Here is a 24,639-nt window from a genome sequence, read left to right as displayed (position 1 = left end):
GGAACGAATGACTTTTCAGAGGATCGTCGTCGCGCTTCTGGTGCTGATCGTCGCCGGTCTCGGTGCCATTGGCTATGTCGAATGGAAGATCGCCGTGCAGGCGCGAACGCTGAAGGCGTTCGTCGAGGGCTACGTGTTCAACGAAGCCGTGATGGCCTGCGAGCAGGCCAAGAGCTCGACGCCGTTCAAATGGAACGGCGGCAAAAGCACCTCGGTGATCGGTCTGAACTCGGTCAAGCTCGATAAATACACCGTTAGCGCCAGCTATACGCTGGTGGCGGACAACGTCTATTGCGATTACGATCCGATCAAAAGAAAGGCCGAGATCGGCTCGAGCTTCCTGGAGCGGGAGTAACGATCCGGCCATCGAGCATGGGATGGGATCGTCATGGCGCAAGGGCAGGCGGGGGATTACCGGATTCTTCAGGAAGCGGCCTTGCGGGACTATCTCGCGGGCCTGCCTGACATCGCGGCACTGCTTGGCGGCGCTCCGGCGTCCTGGGGGATCACCGAGGTCGGCGACGGCAATCTCAACCTCGTCTTCATCGTGAAAGGCGCCAGCGGCGGCATCGCCGTGAAGCAGGCGCTGCCTTACGTTCGCCTGGTCGGCGAGAGCTGGCCGCTGCCGCTGTCACGGGCCCATTACGAATATCTCGCGCTGTCCCGGCAGGCCCAGCTCGCGCCCGGCCTCGTGCCGGCCTTGCTGCACCACAACGAGACGCTGGCACTCACGGTGATGGAGCTGCTCGAGCCCCATATCATCATGCGCAAGGGGCTGGTGGCTGCGACGTCCTATCCGCGCTTCGTCGATGACATCACGACGTTCATGGCGCGGACGCTGTTCCACACCTCCGACCTCGCGCTCACGGCCGCGGAGAAGAAGGAGGCCATCGCCGCCTTCGCCGGCAATCATGCGCTGTGCAAGATCACCGAGGATCTGATCTTCACCGATCCCTATCGCATCGCCGAGCAGAACCGCTGGACGGCGCCGTATCTCGACGGCCTGGCCGCGTCCTTGCGCGAGGACATGGAGCTGCATGTCGCGATCTCCCGGCTGAAGCTGAAATTCATGGCGAGCCCGGAAGCGCTGCTGCATGGCGATCTCCACACCGGCTCGATCATGGTGACGGCGTCGGAGACGCGGGTGATCGACCCGGAATTCGCTTTCTACGGCCCGATGGGTTTTGACGTCGGCGCGGTGCTGGCCAATCTGCTGATGGCCTATTTCGCCTCTGCCGGCCACGAGCGCAGGCCGGGCGAGCGCCGCGAATTCGAGGGCTGGGTGCTGGAGACGGTCGACCAGGTCTGGAATGAGTTTTCGCGAAAATTCCTCGATCTCTGGCGGTCGGAAGCCCGCGGCGATGCCTATCCGGTCTCGCTCTTTGCCGGCGAGAAGGGCGCGATGCGCCTCGAGGCCGAGCGGCAGGCCTACATGCAGCGCCTGTTCACCGACACGGTCGGATTCGCCGCCGCCAAAACCATCCGCCGCATCTTCGGCCTTGCCCACAACATCGATTTCGAGCTGATCGAGGATCCGAAGGTGCGGGCGGTGAGCGAGGCCCGCGCCGTGCGGCTCGCGCGCGGGATGATGGTGGAGGCGGTGGCGTTTCGAACCATCGCCGACATCACGGGGGCTGCGCGGAAGCTGGGGGATTGGCAGCCGGAGCTGTCGGGCTGACGGAGGCTCAATACAGCCGTATCGGCAGCGGCGCGCCATCCGGGCCGACCAGCAGGCCCCAGGTCTCGTTGGCTGCGATCTCGAGCTCCCGGCTCCGCGCAGCGCTGCCCTCGGCCTTGACAGTGATCTTGTGCTTGCCTGGCGGCAGATCGAGCTTTGGGATATCGGACTTTTCGCTCGCCGCATCGTCGGTGTGGGTCAGTTTTTCTCCCGCGTGCGCCACCAGCCTGACGGTTCGCTCATTGACGGTGATAACTGCCGCTTTATCCGTCTCGTTGCCGAGCATCAATTTCACTTGCCCCGGTTTTGGCGCGATGCCGGCCGTCACGCTCCACCGCTTGCGCAGGGAAAGGTCGGCGATGGTCTTGTTGTCCTGGCGGACGAGCCGGAGCGTCGCCGGTCCGTCTGATGTCGTGAAGGCGATCTCGGCCCTGTCGGGCGCGATCACCGCGCCGTTCGTCTCGGTCCAGCCGCGCTGTCCGAGCGAGGCGCGATAGAAGTCGAGCACGGCTGCGAGATCGAGCGGCGTCTCGACATGCGCCGACCTGATGAAGGACGCGTTCTTCGTGGTCATCAGGTCCCAGCCGGCCGGCAGCGGCAGACCAGCGTCGTCGGACATTTTGGCCTCGAAGGTCCGGCCTGCGGCCCGCGCCAAATACCCGAGAGCGCCGCAGATCAGGCGTTCGCCGAGAGTGTCCGGGATGCAGCGGTTCCTGGTCGCCCACCAGGTCTGGTCGACGGCCGTGTCCAGGCCCGTGCTGCGATACCAGCCGACGTCGATGCCGTCAGCGGGGCCCGGATCCGGCGTAACAGGGATCGCCATCGCCGCTGTCGCGGCGACCAGACTGCCGGCGAGCAGGATACCTAGCATTCGGCGTTTCATTTTTTCCGCGATCCCTGGGGCTCAGATAACGATCCTGAGCTTGGTCGCGTCGATTGCGAAAAATGTTCACGGTTCCCATTGCGCGATGACGCACCGCGTCAATCGGCGGCTTGCATCGCCGGGGACGCAAAACGAAGCTTGCGTTCGACAGGCTGTGAATGATCAAATCCCTGATCGGAATACCTGCATTGGGGGACATATGATGTTCAGGATGTTGGCGATCGTCGCGGGCCTGGGACTGGCGCTCGCCGCCCCGGCAGAGGCCCAGACACCGCGCAAGGGCGGAACCATCCGCATGACCGCGCCTTACGGCTCGAGCTTCACCAGCCTCGACATTCACACCACCCAGCGCGCCCAGGACGAGATCTACGCCAAGGGCCTGCATCGCTCGCTCTACATCTGGGACTCCGCGGAAGGAAAACCGGTCCCTGAACTCGCGAAGGAGGTCATCGTCTCCAGCGGTGGGCTCGTTCAGACCTTCAAGCTCCGCGACGACGCCTATTTCCACAACGGCCGCAAGATGACGGCTGACGACGTGATCTGGTCGTTCAACCGCATCATGGACGGCACCAAGGCCTATCCCGGTGCGCGCTATGTTCGCGTCATCGAGGGCGCGGCCGCGGTCGAGAAAGGGCAGGCGAAGGAAATCTCCGGCCTGAAGAAGATCGACGATTTCACGGTGGAGATGAAGCTGACCGAGAAGGTCGAGCCCGGCTTCTACTTCTTCACGGCGCTGACCTCGATCTACCCCGCCGACGAGGCCGCCAAGGACAGCTTCATCCAGCATCCGATCGGCCTCGGCCCGTTCAAGTTCGTCGAGCACGTGCCGGGCTCGCGCATCGTGATGGAGCGGTGGGACAAGTTCTACAAGCCCGGCAAGCCCTACGCCGACAAGCTGATCGTCTCGATCATGGGCGAGGCGGCGGCCCGCGACGTCGCCTTCCGCAACAAGGAGATCGACACCTCCGTGCTCGGGCCGGCGCAATATGTCGCCTATCAGACCGACCCCAATCTCAAGGGCACCATCGCCGAGGTCGCCGAGGTCTTCACGCGTTACATGGGCATGAACCCCAACTTCAAGCCGTTCTCCGACAAGCGCGTCCGGCAGGCGATCAACTACGCGATCGATACCGATTTGATCATCAGCAAGCTGGTCAAGGGCAAGGCCTATCGCGCCACCAGCTGGCTGCCGCTGACCTCGACCGCCTACGACAAGACGATGAAGCCGTACGCTTACGATCCCGCCAAGGCCAAACAGCTGCTCGCTGACGCCGGCTACGCCTCCGGCTTCGAATTCGAATGGACCACCAGCCAGAACGAAAGCTGGGGCCTGCCGATCGTCTCGGCCGTCATTCCGATGCTGGACAAGGTCGGCATCAAGGTGAAGGTCAAGCAGGTCGAGGCTGCGGTGCTGTCGGAGGTGGTCCGCACCGGCGACTACCAGGCCTACATCTACTCGCAACAGACCGGCCCGGACCCCCAGGCCGCGCTGAAATGCTTCCATTCGTCGACGCCGCAATCGGCCTGCAACTACATGATCTTCAAGAACCCCGAGTTCGACAAGATCATGGATGAGGCAGGGCAGGCCGACGATTCATCCAAGCGCACCCAGCTGCTGCAAAAGGCCAACGCGCTGCTCTACGAGGAGGCGCCGGTCTGGTTCTTCAACTACAACAAGGCCGTCATGGCGGTGCAGCCCTGGCTCCACGGCGTTCAGCTCAATGCGACGGAGCTGACCCATCAGAACGTCGAGGAGCTCTGGGTCGACGAGACCTCGCCGGCAAAGTAACACGCGTTCTCGTGCTCCCTTCATCGCCATGAGCGATGAAGGGAGGGAAGAAAGTGCCGATGCTCTCCTTCCTGATCCGTCGCCTCCTGCAGACCATTCCGACCGTGCTGGCCGTCGTGCTGCTGGTCTTCGTGCTGTTCAGCGTCGTTCCCGGCAGCATCGCCTCGACCATGAGCGACGACGTCGATCCCCAGGTCGAGCTGCGCCTGAAGCAGCAGCTCGGCCTGAACGATCCCGTCTATGTGCGCTTCGGCAATTACATCGCCAAGCTGGCGACCGGTGATTTCGGCACCTCGTTCCGGACGCGCGAGCCGGTGACATCGATGATTGCCAAGCGGGCCTGGCCGACGTTGCAGCTGATCTTCACGGCCATGGCATTTGCGGTTCTGCTCGGCGTGCCGCTCGGTTTCGTCGCCGCATTGCGGCCGGGCGGTCTCGTCGACACGCTCGCAATGGTCGTGGCGGTGTCCGGCCTTTCCATCGCCAAATTCTGGCTCGGATTGGTGATCATGTACGTCTTTGCGTTGAAGCTCGGCTGGCTGCCGAGTTTCGGCTACGGCGATGGCAGCCTGAAATATCTGCTGCTGCCGGCCTTGACGCTCGGCGTCTCGCCGATGGCGCTGTTTGCCCGGACCACGCGCGCCGCCGTCCTCGAGATCATGACGGCTGATTTCGTCCGCACCGCGCGCTCAAAGGGAATGAGCGAGACGCGCGTGGTGAAGTGGCACGTCATGCGCAACGCGCTCGTCATCATTCTCACCACCGTCGGCCTGCAATTCGGCGGGCTGATGGGGCAGGCGGTCGTCGTCGAGAAGCTGTTCTCCTGGCCGGGTATCGGCTCGCTGCTGGTCGACAGCGTCCTGCAGCGCGACATTCCCGCCGTCCAGGGCTCCATTCTCGTGGTCGTGCTGGCCTTCCTCGCGATCAATTTGCTGATCGATCTGCTCTACGGCGTGATCGATCCCAGGATCAGATACGCATGAAGCTGCGCGCCAACCTCATCATTGGCGGCGCGTTGTTTGCGCTCGCCATCCTGGTCGGCGTGCTCGCGCCCTGGCTGGCGCACACCGATCCGGTCCTGGACGCCAACCTCATGAATGCGGAGGAGCCGCCGAGCTGGACCTGGTGGTTCGGCACCGACGACCAGGGCCGCGACATCTATTCCCGCGTCGTCTACGGCGCCCGCGTCTCACTGACGGTCGGCATCGTCTCGCAGCTCATCAACAGCGTCATCGGCGTCGCGCTGGGCCTCAGCGCCGGCTATTGGGGCGGCTGGTGGGACGATGTCGTCAACGCCCTGACCAACGTCATGCTGGCGATCCCCTCGCTGATCTTCGCGCTGGCCATCATGGCGGTGCTTGGCCCCGGCCTGACCAGTCTCCTGATTGCGCTCGGCCTCACCAACTGGTCCTTCACCTGCCGGATCGCGCGGGCCTCGGCACTGTCGCTTCGAAGCCAGGGCTATGTGCAGGCCGCCACCGTGCTCGGCTACGGCGATCTCCGCATCATGATCACGCAGTTGCTGCCGAACATGCTGGGACCGATCGTCGTCATCGGCACGCTCGGCATGGGTAGCGCGGTTCTCTCCGAGGCCGCCTTGTCGTTCCTTGGGCTCGGCGTTCGGCCGCCGTTTCCGAGCTGGGGCAGCATGCTGTCGGATGCCCGCGACCAGATCACGACGGCGCCGTGGCTTTCGATCTTCCCGGGGCTGGCCATCTTCCTGACGGTGCTCGGCTTGAATCTGGTCGGCGACGGCCTGCGCGACATTCTCGATCCCCAGTCGCGGAGCCGGCGCACATGACCGGCGCGCCCCTGATCGAAGTCGAGGATCTCCGCATCGATCTCGACGATGGAACGAAACGCGTTGCGGCGGCCGAGAGCATTTCGTTCCGCATCGATCGCGGCGAGACTTTTGGCCTGGTCGGCGAGTCCGGCTGCGGCAAGAGCATCACGGCGCTGGCCTTGATCGGCCTGCTGCGGCCGCCCTTGTCGATCGGAAGCGGCGTCATCCGGTTTGACGGGCGCGAGATCCAGCACCTGTCCGCGGCCGCCCAGCGCGACCTGCGCGGCAATCGCATCGCCATGATCTTCCAGGAGCCGATGACGGCGCTCAACCCGGTCTCGCCCGTCGGACGCCAGATCGCCGAGATGTTCGTGCTGCACAAGGGCAAGAGCTGGCGGGAGGCCAACCAGCTCGCGGTCGAGGCGCTGGCCAGCGTCCGCGTGCCTGCGCCGGAGCGGCGCGTGAACGATTACCCGCACCAGCTCTCCGGCGGCATGCGCCAGCGTGTCATGATCGCCATTGCGCTGGCCTGCGGTCCGGATCTCCTGATCGCGGACGAGCCGACCACCGCGCTCGACGTGACCGTGCAGGCCGAAATCATCGAGCTCATGCGCAATCTCTGCGCCGAACGCGGCACGGCGATCCTGATGATCAGCCACGATCTCGGCCTGGTCGCCAATGTCTGCCGCCGCGTCGCCGTGATGTATGCCGGCCGCATCGTCGAGGAGCGCGGCTCCGCCGAGATCTTCCGGGCGCCCTCGCATCCCTATACGCGGGGCCTGGTCGACTCGCTGCCGCGGCTCGGCAGCCGCGCAGCACTTGGCCGCAGCAGGCTCAAGGAGATCGCGGGCGTCGTCCCGGCCATCACGAACTTCCCTGATGGCTGCCGGTTCAATCCGCGCTGCGCCAACGCGACCGAGATTTGCAGGAGCGTCGTGCCGGCGGCGGATGTTCTGGAGTCGGGCGGTTTGGTGAGGTGTCATCACCATGCATGAACCCCAGAGCAGACCGGGCGAAGGAAGGGCGGACGACGATCTCATCCTCAGCGTCGAGGATCTCGCGGTTCATTTTCCGATTGGCGGCGGCCTGCTCGGCCGCGGCCGGCGGGTGCTCCGTGCCGTCGACGGTGTCGATCTCAAGCTGAAGCGCGGCGAATGCCTCGGCCTTGTCGGCGAGTCCGGCTCCGGCAAATCAACGGTCGCCCTGTCGATCCTTGGTCTCCTCACCCCGACGCGCGGCCGCATCGTGCTGGACGGGCAGGTTGTGACCAACAGGCAATCCGGCGACCGCAAATCGCTCGCCCGGACCGTCCAGATCGTCTTCCAGGATCCCTACGCCTCCCTCAATCCGCGCCAGACCGTTCGTCGCACGCTGGAGGATCCCCTGCGCGTGCATGGCGTGACCGCGAGAAGCGAGATCGAGGACCGCGTCGCGACCATGCTGCGCCATGTCGGGCTGCGACCCGAACAGGCCGACCGCTACCCCCACGAATTCTCCGGCGGCCAGCGCCAGCGCATCGGCATCGCCCGCGCGCTGATCCTCAACCCCAGGATCGTCATCTGCGACGAGCCGGTCTCGGCGCTCGACGTCTCGATCCGGGCCCAGATCATCAATCTGCTGCTGGAGCTGAAGGAGACGCTCGGTCTCTCCTACATCATGATCAGCCACGACCTCGGCGTCGTCGAGCACATGAGCGACCGGGTCGCCGTGATGTATCTCGGCCGCATCGTCGAGAACGGCGACTGGCGCGAAATTTTCGAACGCCCGGCGCACCCCTATACGCAAGCGCTGATCGCGGCCATCCCCGATCCCTTGCACCATGCACCGCTGGCGACGACTGGCGGCGACTTGCCCAATCCTCTCAATCCGCCGAACGGATGTGCCTTCAGCCCGCGATGTCGGTATGCGGAGGCGGTGTGTCGGAGAGAGCCGGGGCCGGTGCTGGAGACGCGGCAGGATGGGCACGCGGTGCGGTGCTGGCGAGCTGAGGAGATTGCGGGGCAGGTGGCGGTGGTCTCGAAGGGAAGCGGTCATCCCCCGGACGGAGCGCAAGCCCAGCCCGCGCCTTAGTACGCGGTGCTGCCGAGGCGTAATAATTGCATAATTGTCTCCGTACGCTTCTCCTGACACGTGACAGCAGGTCTGCTGGAATCTAGACTTTTGGAAAGGGTCAGGCCTTTTACCGATCGGATTAGCAGGTTGATATGCTCTGCTCCCGCTGTGGGTTGCGTGTTGCTGCTGGCTCGAAGTTTTGCCGCGATTGCGGCATGCCACTTTCGTGGCAATGCGGTTCATGCGGACACCAGAACGCTGCGGGCGCGCGATTTTGCTCTGAATGCGGTCAGACGAGCGCCAAAGAATTTTCTGGAGATCGCGGAGCAGGTGCTCCCGAAGCCGTCGCAAAGCCCCAAGTCGAGCGGCGCCGGCTGACGGTCATGTTCGTTGACCTGGTCGGGTCGACATCGCTTGGAACGAGGCTCGATCCGGAAGATTTGCGAGAGGCGATCTCCGCTCACCACGAATGTGTCACGAACCTGGTTTCGAAAAACGGAGGATACGTCGCTCGCTACATTGGCGATGGCATCCTTGCGTATTTTGGCTATCCAAGTGCACACGAGGACGATGCCGAATGCGCCGTGCGAAGCGGCTTGCTTGCGGTTGAGGCCGTTCATCATCTGAGCAGCCCTGCGGGACCTCCCGGTTCGCTTAATTGTCGCGTTGGAATCGCAACGGGCATAGCCGTTATCGGCGCCATCGTGGAGGGGGATAGGGATTCCCAGACTGCGGTCGGAGAAACTCCCAATCTCGCAGCCAGGCTACAAGCCGTCGCCGAGGCAGGTGAGATGGTTATCGACGAGGCTACGCGTCGACTTATCGGTGAGATGTTTCAGTACCGACGTGTCGGCCCCTTGGATCTGAAAGGCCTGAAGGGTCCGGTCACCGCTTGGGCGGTGACCAAGGAAAATGTCATCGAGAGCCGTTTCAAGGCGCTCCGTTCAAGCGAGACGCCGCTCATCGGCCGAGCAGACGAAAAGGGCCTGCTTCTGCGTCGATGGGAGCAGGTCGTCGCCGGTCAGGGGCTGGTCTGTTTCTTGATCGGCGAAGCAGGCGTCGGAAAATCCAGACTCATTTCAGTCCTTGAGCGTGCGAGCCAGGAAGGAGATCGATTTCCGCCGCTGCAGTTCTCATGTTCACCACACCAACAGGACGCACCGCTTTACCCGATCATCCGCCATATCGAGCTCGCAGCGAAGATCGAAGGCGGAGATTCCATGCCGGTCAGGGCGGAGAAACTGGCGCGTCTCCTCGATGAATATGGTGCTACGGAAGCCGATGCTTTTCTGATCGGCGACCTCCTTTCGATTGCGATGCCAACGCCAGGACTGCCGCCCGATTTGCCGGCGCGCAGGAAAAGGGACATGACCCTGGCGTCGATCATTCGGCTGCTGAGAATGCAGGCGTCTCAATCCGCCAGGTTGGCTGTCTTTGAAGACCTGCATTGGGCGGATCAAGTTACGCTGGATCTGATCGACAGGTTGATCGACGAAATCGATCAATTTCCCCTGATGTTGATTGCCAGCAGTCGTCTGGAATTCCGGCCGCCCTGGATTACCCGTCCGCAGGTCACCGACTTGATCTTGACCGGGTTTGATCGGCGGCATGCAGCGTTGCTGGTCGATGCCGTATCCGGCGAGCACGCCCTTCCGGCAGAAGTCATCGATGAAATCATATCCCGCTCTGATGGCGTGCCGTTGCATATCGAGGAGTTGACCAAGTCGGTTTTGGAGAGCCAGCTGGACCAGCTCAAGGGTGGTGCGGGATATACGTCCTTGGTGCCTCCTTCGCTGCATGCCTCCTTGACCGCGCGATTGGATCGTTATCCGAGTGCCAAGGAAGTGGCCCAGACTGCTTCGGTGATCGGGCGAGAGTTTTCGTTCGACGTCCTCAACAGCATCGGTGACCTGGATGAGGGCGCCCTGATTGCCGCGCTGGACGAGTTGACTGCGGCGGGGCTCGTGCATGGTCGCGGGCGCGTGCCAGACAGCTCTTATTCGTTCAAGCACGCCCTGGTTCAGAACGCAGCTTATGACTCCATTTTACGTACTCGCAGACGCCAGCTGCATCTACGCCTTGCCGAAGTGTTGGAGAAAGCCGCTGAGCATAGTCCGATTACGAACGCGGAGGTACTGGCGTTTCATTTTGAAGAAGCCGGCGAGCCGGACCGATCGATCAAGTACTACTTGCTCGCTGCAGAAAAAGCATCCGGTCGCTCCGCGCTGGCCGAGAAAGCCAGCCATTTGAAGAATGCGCTTCGTCAGCAAGACCTGCTTCCGTCGGAGGCACAGAGTGCTGAACGGGAGCTGTTCTTGCAATTGCAGCTCGGGCGGGCACTGATAGATCTGCGTGGATCTGGCAGCGAGGAGGTCCTCACCTGCTATGAGCGAGCTCGCAAACTGAGCCTTCAGACCGGTGATGCGATATCTCTCCTCAGAGTCCATGATGGTCTGATCAATCATTATTTTACTCATTCCGATGCGGACAGCCTGGCGCGATGCGCCGCTGACATCAGAGAGCTTCACCAGGACGCAAGACTGGCCGACTCCCAGTCGCGGATGATGTCGTTCCGGGCCGCCGGATTGGCTCATTTCATTCGCGGAGAATTCAGCGAGACCTGCGACGTCCTCTCCAGATTACTGACCGACTACGAGGTCGATCGGGATGGCCCTGAGGCCAATTTGGCCAGTCGGGACATGAAGGCGTCCATGTATACGATAGTCGGAATGTCGCAGACCGCGATGGGCTATCCTGAATCCGGATGCGAAACGGCAATGAAAGGCGTGAGGCATGCGGAATCGCTCAATCATGTCATAACGCTGGTGCTCGCCGTCAGGAGAGCCTGCGTACAGCGTATCATGTGGAGGGACGTGGAGGGCTGCGCAGCGCTTTCCGGACGACTTCTGGAAGTCAACAAGGACCACGAAACCTTCCTCGGGTCGCGTGAAGGCGGCTTTTTCCACTCGTGGGCGTTGTCGCGGATGGAACCCTCCACAACTCATCTGGAAGCCATGCGGAGCCATATTGCGGAGCTGCACGAAGCTGGCCACTCGGTCATCCTCCCGTTGTTCATGGCGGCGGCCGCGGAAGTGCACCACGAGCAGGGACAGGGTGCCGAGGCGTCCTTGCTGCTGGAGAGAGCGTTCCACCTGGTGGAGCAGACGGGCGAGATTTGGTGCAAGTCCGAGATCATGCGAATGCGGGCTCTGGTTTGCGCCGCAAAGGTCGGCGAAAGAGATCTGTGGCTCGCCGAAGCCATCGCGATAGCCAGGAAGCAGGGAGCAAGGCTCTGGGAGTTGAGGGCCGCCACCGCTCAGGCAAGATGCTGGCATGCCGAAGGAAGAGTCGACGCAGCGTACGAGGTTCTTTTGCCAGCTTTGGCTGGCTTGACCGAAGGTCAATCGATGTCGGAATTCAGGGTGGCCTCAGAGCTTCTCGCGCAGATAACGGCCGTCATCGGCGCGCCGTGCCTGTCCGAGAATCATTCAGAGGGCTGAGGCATTCCTATGCTGAAATCGAGCGGAGTCATGATCCGCAGAGGCTCGGGCGCGCTCAAGGCATACTACAAGCATCGAGCGTTCGAGTACGATGACATCTACAAACTGCGCCGGCGTCAGTCAGACCTTGCCTGGCTGCGCAGATGGGTCACGCGGCACGTCAACGGAAAGACGGTGTTGGAGATAGCCGCAGGCACGGGCTATTGGACACAGGTATGTTCCCGGTCCGCCAGGCTGGTCGTCGCCACTGACTACAATGCCAATACATTGGCCGTTGCAGCCGGACGGCGCCTCGGTTCGGAGGTTTCGTTCGTAACAGCGGACGCATTCCGCCTGCCCGCATTCGAGACCCAATTCGAAGTCGGGATCGCGGTGCTTTGGTGGTCACATCTGAAGAAGCAGGAGCAGGGCAGGTTCATCGCGCAATTCTTGTCGCGACTTGCGCCGGGCGCAAAGCTCCTGCTCGTCGATGAGGCCTATCGCAAGGATGCGGCGAAGAACCCGATGTCGAGGCATGATCGATCTGGAGATAGATATGAGATCAGGGTGGGCAAGGACGACGTGCTCTATGAGATCGTCAAGAATTATCCTGACGATGATGGTCTAAGGCACTCGCTTTCGGAACATTGCGATCGCGTACGCATAACTCGACTTAGACATTTCTGGGCGGTCAGCGCGCGCGTGAAGGCGCGTGACTAAAGCATGATCGTCGCGCCTTGGCGCGTGAGCCCGAACCCACCATCAAGGACGTGGCCCCAGCATATTCATCGCTTTGACCCCACACAGTTTCTGTGTCCTTTCCAGCAGGGTCGGCGTGTCGGTACAGGGGCCAGTCAGCAGATCCACCGCGTAGCCCATCTTATCCAGGATACGGAGGCCGCCAAAGGCCGCCAGTGAATCCGGCGCGACGAGCACGAGCTTGTCAACGGGGCGCGCTTTCTTGAGACGTTCGAGGAAGACAGGAACGTTTGCACCCAGGATGTCGCCGCCGCACTCGATCAACACGGCTTCTGCGGGCAATCCGAGCATATGCCGGATGGCGCGATCAAATACCGGCGCGATATCGCTTCTCTCGGAGGGATACGTCGTGGGAAGGCCGAAGTCGACGCAATCCATCGTCGTGTAAGCTCCGAAATCCCGGTAGGTTAAAAGCTCGACGATGGACGAGGTACCGGTGGCCTTGAGGACCGCGATCTTCGAATGACCCTGATGAAGAAGCGACCGTAGGATTGTGAGCCCGGCCGTCGTTTTTCCAACTTCTGCGGAAGTGCCCACGATCAGATAGAGCTCTGCGCCCTTGTCAGAGCCTTCTTCGTCGTTGATAGCCGAAAAATCCCGAATATTCGCCTTTTGCGATCCCAACGTTCCGAGAAACTCGACCTTGCCGAGCGGGCTTTTCCGTTGCGAAGACGAACCGATCAACTCGCCGACAATGCCGCAGCTCGACAGGACCGAATACTCCTTGTCCGGAAGGAGGCCCTCCTTGGGAACGCCACCGACCACCCATCGGGTCGACTCGCGATGACCGGGCGTCGCAACAAAAATGTCACCCGGCAGGACCGCCATCGACCTGCCGGATGGGTGTTCCAGGGAGATGGGCGCTTCACTTGCGAGGAGCTTGAACGCGCCAACATCTCCCTCAAAGGCTGGGCGCTTGATCCATCGAGACCGTTTGAACGATCCCGAGCGTCTAAGAACCGACGTAAGCTTCCAGTCACTTGTCAACTTCGGTCACGCCTACTTCTTTTTCTTCACTGGCCGCCGCTGCGCTTTCTTTTTCGCCGCAGGCTTCCTCTTCTGCACGATGAACACGCTGCCGGCAGCAAAACTGGCCCTATGCTTCGCTGCAATGCCGAGCGCCGAGAGGACCTGGTCCAGTTGCGACGAGGTCACGTTGACACGAACCGCAACAAAATCCTTGGCGAGAGGAACGCCCTCGTCCTTTTCCTTAGCCATGAAATCCACTCCTGATTGAACAATGTCTCAAGCTACTACGACCTCGCTCATCGAGGAACACCCCGTTGTCGAGCCAATGTTCGCAACGCGGCAAACTTTATCGCGCGAAGCCGTGCAAATGGATGGTGCAGGGCGCCCCTCGTGGCAGAGCTTGGCATGCAGCGGTTGGACTTGCAACGAGCGTCCAACACTTTGCAACTCTTGGGCGTTTCCAAGTGCACGGATGGCCCAAAATCCGCTGATGGGTCAATCAGCGGCTACCCGATTGCCGGCGAATATCCTCCAAAATGCCGCGCATCAGGCCGATCTCTTTGCCAAAGCCTGTCCAATCGCCGGATTTTAACCGCTCCATGGCGTGATTGTAGTGATCGAGCGCCTCCTGCGCGCGCCTTGCCGCGGCCTCATCGCCGGGCGATTCCGCGGTCGCAGCCGGCGCCGACGCAGCTCCGTCGTCCACGAAGAGTGCCGACAGGGCCTCAGCAAGTGTTTCCCTCATGACGACATGCTCGCCATCGGCGGCAATCACCCGCTTGAGCTCCGGCAAATGTCCTTGCTCGGCCCGCAGATACAGCGGCGACACGTAGAGAATCGAATTCTCGATCGGGATCACGAGCAGATTTCCCCGGATCACCCGCGACCCCATCTGGTTCCACAGCGATATCTGTTGGGAGATCTCGGTGTTCTGATGAATTCGCGCCTCGATCTGGAACGGTCCGTAGACCAGCTTCTCCTTGGGAAATTCGTACACGACCAGCTTGCCGTAGCCGGGCTCGTCGCAGCGCGCGGCGAGCCATGCGATCATGTTGTCGCGACGGCTCGGCACCATCGGGATCATGATGAAGAACTCGGCTTGTGCCTCTCCGGGCAGCCGCATGATGATGTAGTAAGGGGCCATCGCGGTGATGCCGTCCATTGAAGAGACGCCGTCACCGGCCGGCTGACGCGGAAATTGCCAGAGGTCCTCGCGGTTATAGAAAACATCGGCCGCTTCCATGTGGTAGGTCTGGAAGAGCCGCGCCTGGATCAGGAAGAGGTCTTCGGGATAGCGAATGTGCTTCTGAAGATCGGACGGCATGGCCGCGAACGGCTTGAACAGGTCCGGGAAGATTCGTCGATAGGTCGCGGCGATCGGGTCCGCCGGGTCCATCAGGTAAAAGTCGACGGTGCCGTTGTAGGCGTCGATCACGACCTTCACCGAATTGCGGATATAGTTGAGGTTGAGGCCGGGCGCAGGCTGTGCGTAGGGAAAATATTCGCTCGTCGTGTAGGCGTCCTGCATCCAGAACATCCGGCCCTCGCTGACGACCAGATAGGGATCGCGATCGAGCGCGAGGAACGGGGCGATCGTGCCGACCCGCTTCTGGATGTTGCGCCGGATCATGATCCGGCTGTCGTCGCCGATGTAGTCTGACAGCACCAGGTTCACATCGTTGAAATGGTGGGCGAAGATCAGTCTCCGCACCATGCCCGACAGCGGCACGCCGCCGGAGCCGTCATAGGACGCGTAGACATTGTCCTTTCCCTTGGGATAATCGAACTCCGGCACGGTTCCCTTGACGATGACGTAGTCCTCGGTCTGCTGGCCGTAATAGATGCGCGGTTCATGAATGGCGGGACCACCGTGCGCGACCGGAGGAATGTCGTGCAGATAGAGCAGCGGAAGTCCTTCACCGCTCTTCTGGGTGACCGGACTCATCACCACGCCATTGCCGTGGGTGAACAGGATATGGCGGTTGACCCAGGTTTGCGCGTTGGATGGCAGCAGCGCGGAATTCAGCTCGCGGCCTGAGATCATCACGCTTTGGTAGGTATCGCCTAACCAGTAGCGATCGACATCGAGATCGCGCAGTTTGTAGTAGGTGCGTATCTCCTGCAGTTGCGCGTAGGTGTCGGCCAAGGGTTGCCAATCCCACAGCCTTATATTTTCGATGGTAGCCTTGTTGGCCTCGAGTGTCCGGAAAGTCAGGTTCTGTTCCGCAGGGAACGGCTTCGGAACGATCCGATTGAGATTGTAGGCTTCGCGGGTCAGGGCAATGTTGCGTTCGATGTAGGGTCGCTCCCATTCCAGCTCGTTCGGCCCGACGTAGAAGCGCTGAAATACCGCGGGGACGATGCCCGACAGCAGCAAGGCGCCGCCGAACAGCAGCACAATCGCGGCGGTGGGAAGGCGGTAGGTTCGCACCCACAGGTTCGCGCATGCCGCCAAGGCGGCGACGATCGAAAGTGCGATCAGCAGCCACAGGACCGGCAGCTCCACATTGACGTCGGTGAAGCCCGCACCGACCACCACGCCATTGTCGCCGTACAGCAGGAGATAGCGGTCGAGACTGTAGGACAACGCCTTCACGCCAAAGAAGAGGCCGAGAAGCGCCGAACCATGCGAGATCGCCGCCGGCGATATATGCTGGGCTCTGTCTTCGATGTCGCCAAACACCCAGTAGATCGATCCGGCGAACAGTGCGCTCGTGAAGAGCATCAGCAATGCCCAATTCTTCGCGGCCACAAAGGCGGGCAGGGAGAAGAGGTAGAAGCCGATATCCTTATCGTACAAGGGATCGTTGGTGCCGTAGGGCACCTGATAGATGAAGCGCAGCAGAGTGCTCCAGCTGCCGACTTCGCCCCAGGCGACGAACAGAGCGAAGAGGCCGCTGCCCGCGCCGATCACAATGCGCCAGGGCAGCCGCTCGCGCAGGAATTCCAACGGATCGGGCGGCGTCACGACGGCCGCAAACGTCGGGGCGAAGGCGGCAGGCAACCGGCGTCGGCGCCCGGCGAGGCCAAGTGCAAGGCGCGCGTTTGTCCACAAGATGGTGGCGCTCGCCGCGAAAACAACGAGGAAGACGGCGGCTTTCGCGCCGATCGTGGTCCAGAAGATTTGCCTGTAGCCGATCGACGAGAACCACATCCAGTCGACCAGGACGTCGCCGGCGAGAGCGAGCAGGATCAGGCCGATTACGGCGATGATGGCCGCGATGATGAATCCCACCACGGCGCCTCGCCCTGGTGCCTTCCGTTCGGGTCCGGAAATCCCGATCGTCATCATGACACTATAGCAGAACGACAGACGTGGCGCGCCTGTCGTGGGGGGCGCCGCACCTGCTTTTTGCTCCGCCGGGCTACAACAGGTGGGTACCCACACCAGACGGCGCGTCGAACTCGGAGGGCGCGCGAGGTCTTGGGGGCTGCGTGTTGTCCGCTTGGTCGTCGAGCCGTGATTCAAGCTCCTGAGGAGACGCGTGCGGCTCGAACCACAGAGCCGCTCGTCCCCGGCTTGAGCTCAGTGCTCCCGAGACACGCGATCGGCGCGATGATGGAATTGTGCTCCTGTTTTGCCCGACGTGTCAAATTGAATTTCGGAAATGGCGCAGGTTGCTCCACGCGAAAGTCCCCAATGATCCGTACTGTGCATGGGGTTGTTTTCGCGCTTTTGCGTTGAAGGCGTCTAGTCCGCCGCTTTATCTCGCAAGCGCTGCGCATAGACGTTGATGATCAGCGCCGCCAGCAGGATCACGCCGCGGATCAGGATCTTCAGGAAGCTGTCGATGTTGACGTGGTCGAGGCCGTTATTGAGAACACCGAGAACGAACAGCCCGACGATGGTGTTGCCGATGCCGCCGCGGCCGCCGAACAGGCTGGTGCCGCCGACCACGACGGCGGCGATGGAGTCGAGCAGATAGGTGTCGAACTCGTTCTGCTGCGCGCTGCCGAAATGGGCGACGCCAAGCATGCCGCCGATGCCGGAGCACACCGCCGAGATCACCATGACGGCGCCGAGGATGAGCTTGACGTTGAGGCCGGAATATTCGGCCGCTTCGCGATTGCCCCCGACCATGTAGACGTAGCGGCCGAAGCGCGTGTAGGTCAGCACCAGGTGCCCGCCGAGCAGCATGATGGCCGCGACGATGACGATCCAGGGGATGCCGCCGATCGAGCCGGAGCCGAGCGTCGAGATCAGGCCCGGCACCTTGTAGGCGATCTGGCCGCGCACCAGCAGCGCCGAGATGCCGGCCGCGATCTGCATCATGGCGAGCGTCATGATGAAGGAGGGGATGCCGATCACGGTCAGCCCCAGCGCGTTGACGAGGCCGAGAGCCGCGCAGAGCAGCAGCGCCAGCAGGATCGCGGCGACACCGGGAAGGGGGATGTTGGGAATGTTGACGTAGGATTCCTGCAGCGTGAAGTAGGCGACCGCGATGCCCGTGACATTGGCGATGCTGGCGATCGACAGGTCGATCTCGGCGCAGAGGATCACGAAGGTGAGGCCGACGGCGATGATGCCGGTCACCGACACCTGCGTCAGGATGTTGCCGAGATTGTCGATCGTCGCGAAGGAGGGGCTGGCGAAGGCGAAGAAGGCGGACAGGAAGATCAGCGTCAGGAACGGCGCGATGTTGCGCATCTGCGAGCGCAGGAAGGGCGCAAGGCCCTTTGCGCGGTGACCCGCCGCTGGTGCCGTCTCACTGCTCGCCATGGTGCTTCTCCGTCACGCCGCCTCCAGCAGGCGGTCTTTGCTGACCGGCTCGTTCTTGAATTCCCGCACCACCGCGCCGCGCTTGAGCACGAGGATGCGGTCGGCCAGCGACAGCACCGTTTCCGGCTCGGTCGACAGCACGATGATCGCGAGCCCCTTGGCGCGGAGGTCGCGGACGATGTTGATGACGTCATTCTTGGCGCCGACATCCATGCCGCGGGTCGGCTCGCACAGCACCAGCAGTTTGGGCGGATAGGTGAGCCATTTCGCCAGCGCGACCTTCTGCTGGTTGCCGCCGGAGAGCATGCCGAGATCGAGGCCGACCACCGGCGGCCTGATCTGCAACTGCTCGACCTGGCGCTGCGCGATGTCGCGCTCCTGCGCCGGCTTCAGCAAGAGCGAGGAGATGCGGTCCAGGATGCTGATCGAGATGTTCTTGAAGACCGGCTCCTGGTGAAACAGCATGGCGCGCCGGCTTTCCGGCACCAGCGCCACGCCCGCGCGCCGCGCCGCCGCCGTGCTCGCGAAGGATTTTTGCGTGCCGTCGACGGCGAGCGTTCCGGCGTCCGGCTTCAGCTTGCCGAACAGGATGCGGGACAGCTCCTGCTGGCCGCAGCCCATGAAGCCGTAGATGCCGAGCACCTCGCCGGCGCGGGCCTCGAAGGAGACGTCGTTGAGGCTGCGCGCCAGCGACAGTTGGTCGACCTTCAACACGACCGAGCTGTCGCTCGGCTTGGGCAGCATCAGATCGTCCGTGTAGCTGTGCTCGAGCGCTTCGCCGCCGCGGCCGATCATGGCCTCGATCAGCGCGCCCTTGCTGGTCGCGGCGCTTGCCGTTTCCGCGACCTTCCGCCCGTTGCGGAACACGGTCACCGTATCGGACACGCGAAGAATGTCCTCGATGAAATGCGAGATGAAGACGATGGCGGTGCCTTGCTCGCGCAGCCGCCGCAGCGTCGTAAACAGCCGCTCGACCTCCGGCGGGGAGAGGGCCGATGTCGGCTCGTCCAGAATGACGATGCGGGCGCCGGAGAACAGCACGCGGGCGATCTCGATCAGCTGCTGCAGCCCGATCGGCAGATCGCCGAGCCGCGACATCGGATCGACGTCGATGCCGAATCGCGAAAGCTGCTCGCCGGCCTCGCGCGCCATGCGCCGCCATTGCACGAGGCCGAGGCGGTTGGTCGGCTGGTTGCCGAGGAAGACGTTCTCCGCGACCGTCAGATCGGGCGCGACAGAGAGCTCCTGATGCACCATGGCGATGCCGGCCGCATGCGCATCGCGGGCCGAGCGGAAATGGGTCTCCGCCCCGTCGACCAGGAAGCGGCCGGAGAATTCGGTGTGCACGCCGGCGATGATCTTCATCAGCGTGCTTTTGCCAGCGCCGTTCTCGCCGACAAGACCATGGATCTCGCCGGGAAGAAGCGCGAAGTCGACACCACGAAGCGCTTCGACGCCGCCGAAGCTCTTCGTGATGCCCTGGAGTTCCAGGATGGGCTGTTGACCCTCAGGCATGCAAGATCAGATCTTGGAGGATTTCAGATCAGGAAGTGATCCTGCATCCACTGCATGCCGGCGGCATTGGCCTTGGTCACGACCGGACCGTCGGTGACGACGTTCTTGGGGATGCCCTGGCCGCTCTTCTCGCCACCGGCGACGGCCGCGACGCCCGCGATGATCGCGCCGCCATGGATGCGGCAGGACGGATTGCGGACGGTCGCGAACATGCGGCCCTCGCTCACCGCCTGGATTGCCGGCGGCATCGCGTCCACACCGCCGATCAGGATATTGGTGCGGTTGTGCGCCTTCATGATGTTGGCGGCCGCGAGCGCCATGTCGTCATTGTGGAAGAACGCCGCGTCGATCTGCGGATATTTGGTCAAATAGGTTTCCCAGAGCCGTGCCGTCTTGGAGACGTCCCAGTCGGCCGGCTGGGTGTCGAGCACCTCGATGCCGGGGAATTGCTTGACGACGTTGTTGAAGCCCTTGGCGCGGCCCTGCGCGCCGGTGTGTCCGAGCGCGCCCTGGGTCATGATGATCTTGCCCTTGCCGCCCATCGCGTTGCACAGCGCCTGCGTCACCGAGGCGCCCATGAACTCGTTGTCGGGGGCGAGGAAGGAGTGGACGTTGATCTGGTCGAGCGGCGCAATCAGCGTGTCCATGTCGATGACAGGCGTGCCGGCGTCGATCATCTTCTGCACGGGCTGGGTGAGCGTGCCGATACCGAAGGCCTGGATGGCGACGAAGTCCCATTTCTGCGAGGCCATGTTGTCGATCGCCGCGCGCTGCTTCACGGCGTCGAGCTGGCCGTCGAACCAGGTGACCTCGACATTGAACAGCTTGCCCCAGAATTCCGCCGCCTGCTTGCCCTGTGCGCACCAGGTCGCCTGGAGGCCTGCGTTGGAGAACGCCGCCTTCAGCGGCTTCTCGGATCGTCCGACTTCGGCTGCAAGTGCTGGATTTATGCCCATGCTGCCGAGGATGGCAGTCGCGGCGCCGGCGGTTGCTGCCGCCTGAAGAAGATCGCGCCTCGTCGTCGAGAAATCTTTCGTCCCGGACATCGCTCGCTCCCATATATTTTATCGTCGGCGCGTCATTGATTGCGCTACCGAGGCGGAAAGTGTCTCACAAGAGTTGATGCCACTCAACGTACAATCAACGTCGGTATCGTCGCGGCACGTGTTGGTGCAGCGCAAAGCGCTACGCTGCGATGCCAGCGAAGACCTCGATCTCGGCGAGCAGCGCGTCCCACGCCTGCGCCATCTCGGCTGACCATTCGTCGCCGAGCAGATCGCGCAGCGTATCCCTGATGACGGCGAAGAAGGCGATGAACAGCTCGCGCGGCGTGCCATAGCCGTCGTGCGAGACGACTTCGCAGGCGATCAGGCGGAAATGGCCACGGCGCTCGCCGGCAAAGTCGAGAATCGCCTCGATGGTCAGGGCAAGCATTGATCCCATCACCAACTCGCTGCCCTGCGAACGGAACATCGCCCGCGTTTCGGGACGTTCGTTGAACAGCCGTTGATAGATGAGGGGCGTGAGATCGGCGCAGCGCGAGGCTGCAAGCTCAAAACTTTGCTCGATCAGGTTGGGAGAAGCACTCATCGGCCGATCAGCCGCGAAAGACAAAAAAAGAGCGGGGCCCTAGCCCCGCTCAAAAATTGTGTCGACCCTATTATCCCCGATTCTAAGATTTGATCTTGATTGGCGGGGCGACGCTGCGTTTTGCGCGCCAGGGGCTCCTCCCGAGACTTGGACCACCAGACTTTGACCTCGCGGCTAGCCTGAGCAAGAGGGATGCTAGATCAACTTTTCTCACTTGTCATCATTTTCGGCAACGATTGTTCAAAATTCGAGCAGTTGACGAAATGTTCGGGCTTTTTACCCCATAAGCATATGACAAATATAAGAAATCTGCGGATCGGCGAGGGTGGCCGAACTGCCTCAAATGCTGGAGGTCCGCCTTCAATGGGGTCCGCTGATCACATTTTTTGAGAGTTTGCGCCTCCCCAACCAAGGCGGCGATGTGATCTCGACTCGGAGCGGGCGCAGTGTTTAGTTAGCAGACGAACGAATGGTTCGGCGGATGCGCGCTCGGCTGCAAAAATTCTTACCGGTTGTCCTGCTCGCTTTGGCGATGCAGGTGCTGGCGCCGATCGCCGCCTGCTGGGCGGCCGGCCAGGCCGTTGCCGATCCGCTTGGCGCGGGGGTCATCTGCCACAGCGTCAGCGAGCAGGGTACACCCAACGACCAGAACGGAGCGCCGACCGCGCATGCCGGTGCCTGCGCGCTGTGTTGCCTGGCGCAGGCCAACGCATCCTTCGATTCGCCGCCGCACGCGACGCTCTCCGTTCCCTTGCGCCACGCCGCGCGAGTGGTGTGGCATGAGGCGGATGCGTCCGCTCTCGCCGCCCATAAAGGCTCAAGCGCTCAGGCGCGGGGGCCTCCCCACTTCTCCTGACGACCTCTCGTGATCGCCTTGGTTCACCCGTTGGCGATTGATGCTGTCGAATGGCCGGAAAGAAAGCCGGCGTCAGGAATGTCCCCATGTTACCTCGTCATGCCCGCTGCGGCGTGAGCCTCGTTGCCGTTCAGGCCGCGCTGCTTGCCTCGTCGAGCGGCGTTTTCGCCCAGAGCAGCCCCAGAGAACTGCCTGCGGTGACCGTCGATGCGCCCGCGACGGTGAAACCCAAGCCGCGCAAGCCGGCCATGCAAACCGCAGGCGCCAGGAGGAATTCGGCAAAGCCGGTGGCCGAACAGCCGGCTTCGGTGGCTGCAACCAATGAGCAGGGTGCGGGCAGCGCCCGTGCGTCGCTCGATCAGCCGGCGGCGGTGGCCCGCTATCAACTGCCGCAGCGGTCCTTCAGCATCACGGCAAAGCAGGTCGACGAGACCATCAACCTCAAGGACCCCGAGGACGCCGTCAAATATATGCCGAGCCTGTTCGTGCGGAAGCGCAATGACGGCGACAATCAGGCGGTGCTCGCGACGCGAAGCTGGGGCCTGAACTCGAGTGCGCGGACGCTGATCTATTATGACGATCTGCTGATTTCGGCGCTGATCGGCAACAACAACTCCGGCGCTTCGCCGAAATGGAATCTGATCTCGCCCGAAGCGATCGGGCGGGTCGATTTCCTCAACGGTCCGTTCGCGGCCGCCTATCCCGGCAATTCCATCGGCGGCGTTCTGCTGATCACGTCCAAGATGCCGGACAAGCCCTTTGCGGTGGCCAAGGAAACCGTCTCGGTGATGCCGTGGAATCAATACGGCACCAAGGACACCTATGTCACCAGCCAGACGAGCGCTGCTGCAGGCAATCGCGACGGCAAGCTGTCCTGGCTCGTCAGCGCCAATCATCTCGACAGTTATCAGCAGCCGCTGACGTACACGACCAATGCGACGTTCCCGGCTGGCACGACAGGCGGCTTTGCCGCGCTCAACAAGACGGGCGGCGCTGCCAACGTCGTTGGCACCGGCACGTTGGCGCATTCGCAGCAGACCTCCGGCAATCTGCGGCTCGCCTACGACATTACGCCGCTCGTGCAGGCGACGTATTCGCTCGGCATCTGGAACAATCACCAGACCTCCGACCCGCAGACCTATCTCAGATCGACCGCAACGGGCTTGCCGACGTTCGGCGGCATCGGCAGCTTTGCGAGCAGCAAGTACACCTGGGATCAGCTCCATATGAGCAACGCTGTCTCGCTTAAGAGCGATACCAAGGGCGTGTTCGACTTCGATCTTGCGGCCTCGAGTTACAACTATCTCGAGGATACCCTGGTCAATCCCTTTACGGTGGTGGCGCCGCCGGGCCTTGGCTATTCGTTGAACGGTAAGGTGACGCGGATGGACGGCACCAACTGGCAGAACGCTGACGCCAAGGGCATCTGGCGTCCGTTCGGAATCGATGGTCCGCACGAGATCAGTTTTGGCCTGCACGGCGACCGCTACCGGCTTGAAAACCCGGTCTATGCCTCGACCGTCTGGTTCAATGCGCCCTCGACCGGCAACGGCCAGCTCTATTCGACCGGTGTTGGCGAGACGCACACCGAAGCTCTCTGGGTACAGGATGCCTGGAAGATCACGCCAATGGTCAAGTTGACGCTCGGTGGACGGCTGGAGAGCTGGCAGGCGGTCGAGGGTTTCAATCTCAACACCACGACGACCAGCGCCGGCGTCATCACGTCCGCGGTGCCGACGTGGCAGCCGGGCCTGTCCTCGACCAATTTCTCGCCGAAGGCATCGTTGTCGTTCGATCCCAACAAGGACTGGAATGTCACCGCGAATTTCGGTGAGGCCTACCGTTATCCGACGGTGACCGAGCTCTACCAGAACATCAGCGTCGGCGGTGTCACCTATCTCGCTAATCCGCTGCTGTCGCCAGAGCAGGATTTCACCGGCGAGCTCAATCTCGAGCGGCGCTGGGTCGATGGGCGGGTGCGGCTCACCGTGTTCGGCGAGCGGACCAACAATGCGCTTATCTCGCAATCAACCACGGTGACGGACGCGAGCGGGGCGCAATCGGTGCAGACGGCGGTTGGCAACGTCGCGGCGATCCGAATGCAGGGCGTCGAATTGTCGGCTGATAAGGACAATGTGCTGGTAAGCGGACTGCAAGTCTTCGGCAGCGTCACTTACGTCGATTCCAGAATCATCTCTGATCCGAACTGGAAGGGCCCGACCAGCGTCGTCGGCAAGCGCGTACCTTTCGTTCCTGACTGGCGCGCCAAGTTCGGCGTCACCTATCGGCCGAATGATAGCTGGGCCTATACGGTTGCGGCGCGCTACAGCGGCAAGCAGTATTCGACGTTGGATAATTCGGATATCATCCCGCACGTCTACGGCGCCTTCGATAACTTTTTCGTTGTGGACTTGAAGATCCACTACAACGCGACGAAGAATTTCGCGTTCGACTTTGGCATCGATAATCTCTTCAACGAGCAATACATCCTGTTCCATCCGTTCCCGGGACGAACTTTCGTTCTCGCCGGCAAGTACACGTTCTGACGGGTGGTAGACTCTGAATG

The 24,639-nt window shown here is 62.2% G+C and carries 19 protein-coding genes; 11 read left to right on the top strand and 8 right to left on the bottom strand.

Annotated features, from left to right (window positions below; all coding sequences use genetic code 11):
• The first annotated feature begins 7 nt into the window (after positions 1-7).
• On the top strand, positions 8-355 hold the full coding sequence (locus tag NLM32_RS26930) for a hypothetical protein (RefSeq protein WP_254131855.1): 348 nt from the start codon (positions 8-10) through the stop codon (positions 353-355).
• 33 nt (positions 356-388) lie between these two features.
• Complete coding sequence (mtnK, locus tag NLM32_RS26925) at positions 389-1,678, top strand: S-methyl-5-thioribose kinase (protein ID WP_254131854.1); 1,290 nt, start codon at positions 389-391, stop codon at positions 1,676-1,678.
• Between the two features lie 7 nt (positions 1,679-1,685).
• Here mtnK and NLM32_RS26920 read toward each other — a convergent pair whose 3' ends face one another.
• A complete protein-coding gene (locus NLM32_RS26920; protein WP_254131853.1) occupies positions 1,686-2,561 on the bottom strand; it encodes a hypothetical protein in 876 nt (291 codons plus the stop codon).
• Positions 2,562-2,760: 199 nt separating this feature from the next.
• Here NLM32_RS26920 and NLM32_RS26915 point away from each other — a divergent pair, with 199 nt between their 5' ends.
• The 7 genes from NLM32_RS26915 (at position 2,761) to NLM32_RS26885 (ending at position 12,384) form a co-directional block, all read left to right on the top strand.
• Positions 2,761-4,350 carry an ABC transporter substrate-binding protein gene (locus tag NLM32_RS26915; RefSeq protein ID WP_254131852.1) on the top strand — a complete coding sequence of 530 codons (1,590 nt, stop codon included), beginning with the start codon at positions 2,761-2,763 and terminating at the stop codon, positions 4,348-4,350.
• Positions 4,351-4,409: 59 nt separating this feature from the next.
• A complete protein-coding gene (locus NLM32_RS26910) occupies positions 4,410-5,333 on the top strand; it encodes an ABC transporter permease (RefSeq protein WP_254135431.1) in 924 nt (307 codons plus the stop codon).
• Positions 5,330-6,151 carry an ABC transporter permease gene (locus NLM32_RS26905; RefSeq protein WP_254131851.1) on the top strand — a complete coding sequence of 274 codons (822 nt, stop codon included), beginning with the start codon at positions 5,330-5,332 and terminating at the stop codon, positions 6,149-6,151. Before NLM32_RS26910 ends, NLM32_RS26905 begins: the two co-directional genes overlap by 4 nt.
• Positions 6,148-7,128 carry an ABC transporter ATP-binding protein gene (locus NLM32_RS26900; protein WP_254131850.1) on the top strand — a complete coding sequence of 327 codons (981 nt, stop codon included), beginning with the start codon at positions 6,148-6,150 and terminating at the stop codon, positions 7,126-7,128. The genes NLM32_RS26905 and NLM32_RS26900 overlap by 4 nt, the downstream gene beginning before the upstream one ends.
• Complete coding sequence (locus NLM32_RS26895; protein ID WP_254131849.1) at positions 7,121-8,203, top strand: ABC transporter ATP-binding protein; 1,083 nt, start codon at positions 7,121-7,123, stop codon at positions 8,201-8,203. The genes NLM32_RS26900 and NLM32_RS26895 overlap by 8 nt, the downstream gene beginning before the upstream one ends.
• Before the next feature lie 134 nt (positions 8,204-8,337).
• On the top strand, positions 8,338-11,685 hold the full coding sequence (locus NLM32_RS26890) for an adenylate/guanylate cyclase domain-containing protein (RefSeq protein WP_309144861.1): 3,348 nt from the start codon (positions 8,338-8,340) through the stop codon (positions 11,683-11,685).
• 9 nt (positions 11,686-11,694) lie between these two features.
• Positions 11,695-12,384, top strand: a complete 690-nt coding sequence (locus tag NLM32_RS26885) for a class I SAM-dependent methyltransferase (protein WP_254131847.1) — start codon at positions 11,695-11,697, stop codon at positions 12,382-12,384.
• Positions 12,385-12,426: 42 nt separating this feature from the next.
• Here NLM32_RS26885 and NLM32_RS26880 read toward each other — a convergent pair whose 3' ends face one another.
• The 7 genes from NLM32_RS26880 to NLM32_RS26850 form a co-directional block, all read right to left on the bottom strand.
• Positions 12,427-13,251 (bottom strand): hypothetical protein, encoded by an 825-nt coding sequence (locus NLM32_RS26880; RefSeq protein ID WP_254131846.1) that lies wholly within the window; start codon positions 13,249-13,251, stop codon positions 12,427-12,429.
• A gap of 171 nt (positions 13,252-13,422) precedes the next feature.
• Positions 13,423-13,641: a hypothetical protein gene (locus tag NLM32_RS26875; RefSeq protein ID WP_254131845.1), complete on the bottom strand. Its 219-nt coding sequence runs from the start codon at positions 13,639-13,641 to the stop codon at positions 13,423-13,425.
• A 250-nt stretch (positions 13,642-13,891) separates the two neighbouring features.
• Positions 13,892-16,681, bottom strand: coding sequence for a UPF0182 family protein (locus NLM32_RS26870; protein WP_254135430.1), 2,790 nt, complete (start codon positions 16,679-16,681; stop codon positions 13,892-13,894).
• 402 nt (positions 16,682-17,083) lie between these two features.
• Positions 17,084-18,112 (bottom strand): ABC transporter permease, encoded by a 1,029-nt coding sequence (locus NLM32_RS26865; RefSeq protein WP_254131844.1) that lies wholly within the window; start codon positions 18,110-18,112, stop codon positions 17,084-17,086.
• 12 nt (positions 18,113-18,124) lie between these two features.
• The gene (locus tag NLM32_RS26860; RefSeq protein ID WP_254131843.1) at positions 18,125-19,627 is read right to left on the bottom strand and encodes a sugar ABC transporter ATP-binding protein; all 1,503 of its coding nucleotides are present in this window, start codon (positions 19,625-19,627) and stop codon (positions 18,125-18,127) included.
• A 23-nt stretch (positions 19,628-19,650) separates the two neighbouring features.
• Positions 19,651-20,673: a sugar ABC transporter substrate-binding protein gene (locus NLM32_RS26855; RefSeq protein ID WP_148753658.1), complete on the bottom strand. Its 1,023-nt coding sequence runs from the start codon at positions 20,671-20,673 to the stop codon at positions 19,651-19,653.
• A 139-nt stretch (positions 20,674-20,812) separates the two neighbouring features.
• The gene (locus NLM32_RS26850; protein WP_254131842.1) at positions 20,813-21,217 is read right to left on the bottom strand and encodes a globin; all 405 of its coding nucleotides are present in this window, start codon (positions 21,215-21,217) and stop codon (positions 20,813-20,815) included.
• 469 nt (positions 21,218-21,686) lie between these two features.
• On the opposite strand from NLM32_RS26850, the gene NLM32_RS26845 reads away from it, so the two are divergent.
• A complete protein-coding gene (locus NLM32_RS26845) occupies positions 21,687-22,073 on the top strand; it encodes a DUF2946 family protein (protein WP_254131841.1) in 387 nt (128 codons plus the stop codon).
• A gap of 86 nt (positions 22,074-22,159) precedes the next feature.
• Positions 22,160-24,619: a TonB-dependent receptor gene (locus tag NLM32_RS26840; RefSeq protein ID WP_254131840.1), complete on the top strand. Its 2,460-nt coding sequence runs from the start codon at positions 22,160-22,162 to the stop codon at positions 24,617-24,619.
• The last annotated feature ends 20 nt before the right edge of the window (positions 24,620-24,639 follow it).

Source organism: Bradyrhizobium sp. CCGUVB14, from assembly GCF_024199935.1.
Lineage (GTDB): Bacteria > Pseudomonadota > Alphaproteobacteria > Rhizobiales > Xanthobacteraceae > Bradyrhizobium.
This window is presented reverse-complemented; position numbering and strand designations above follow the sequence as displayed.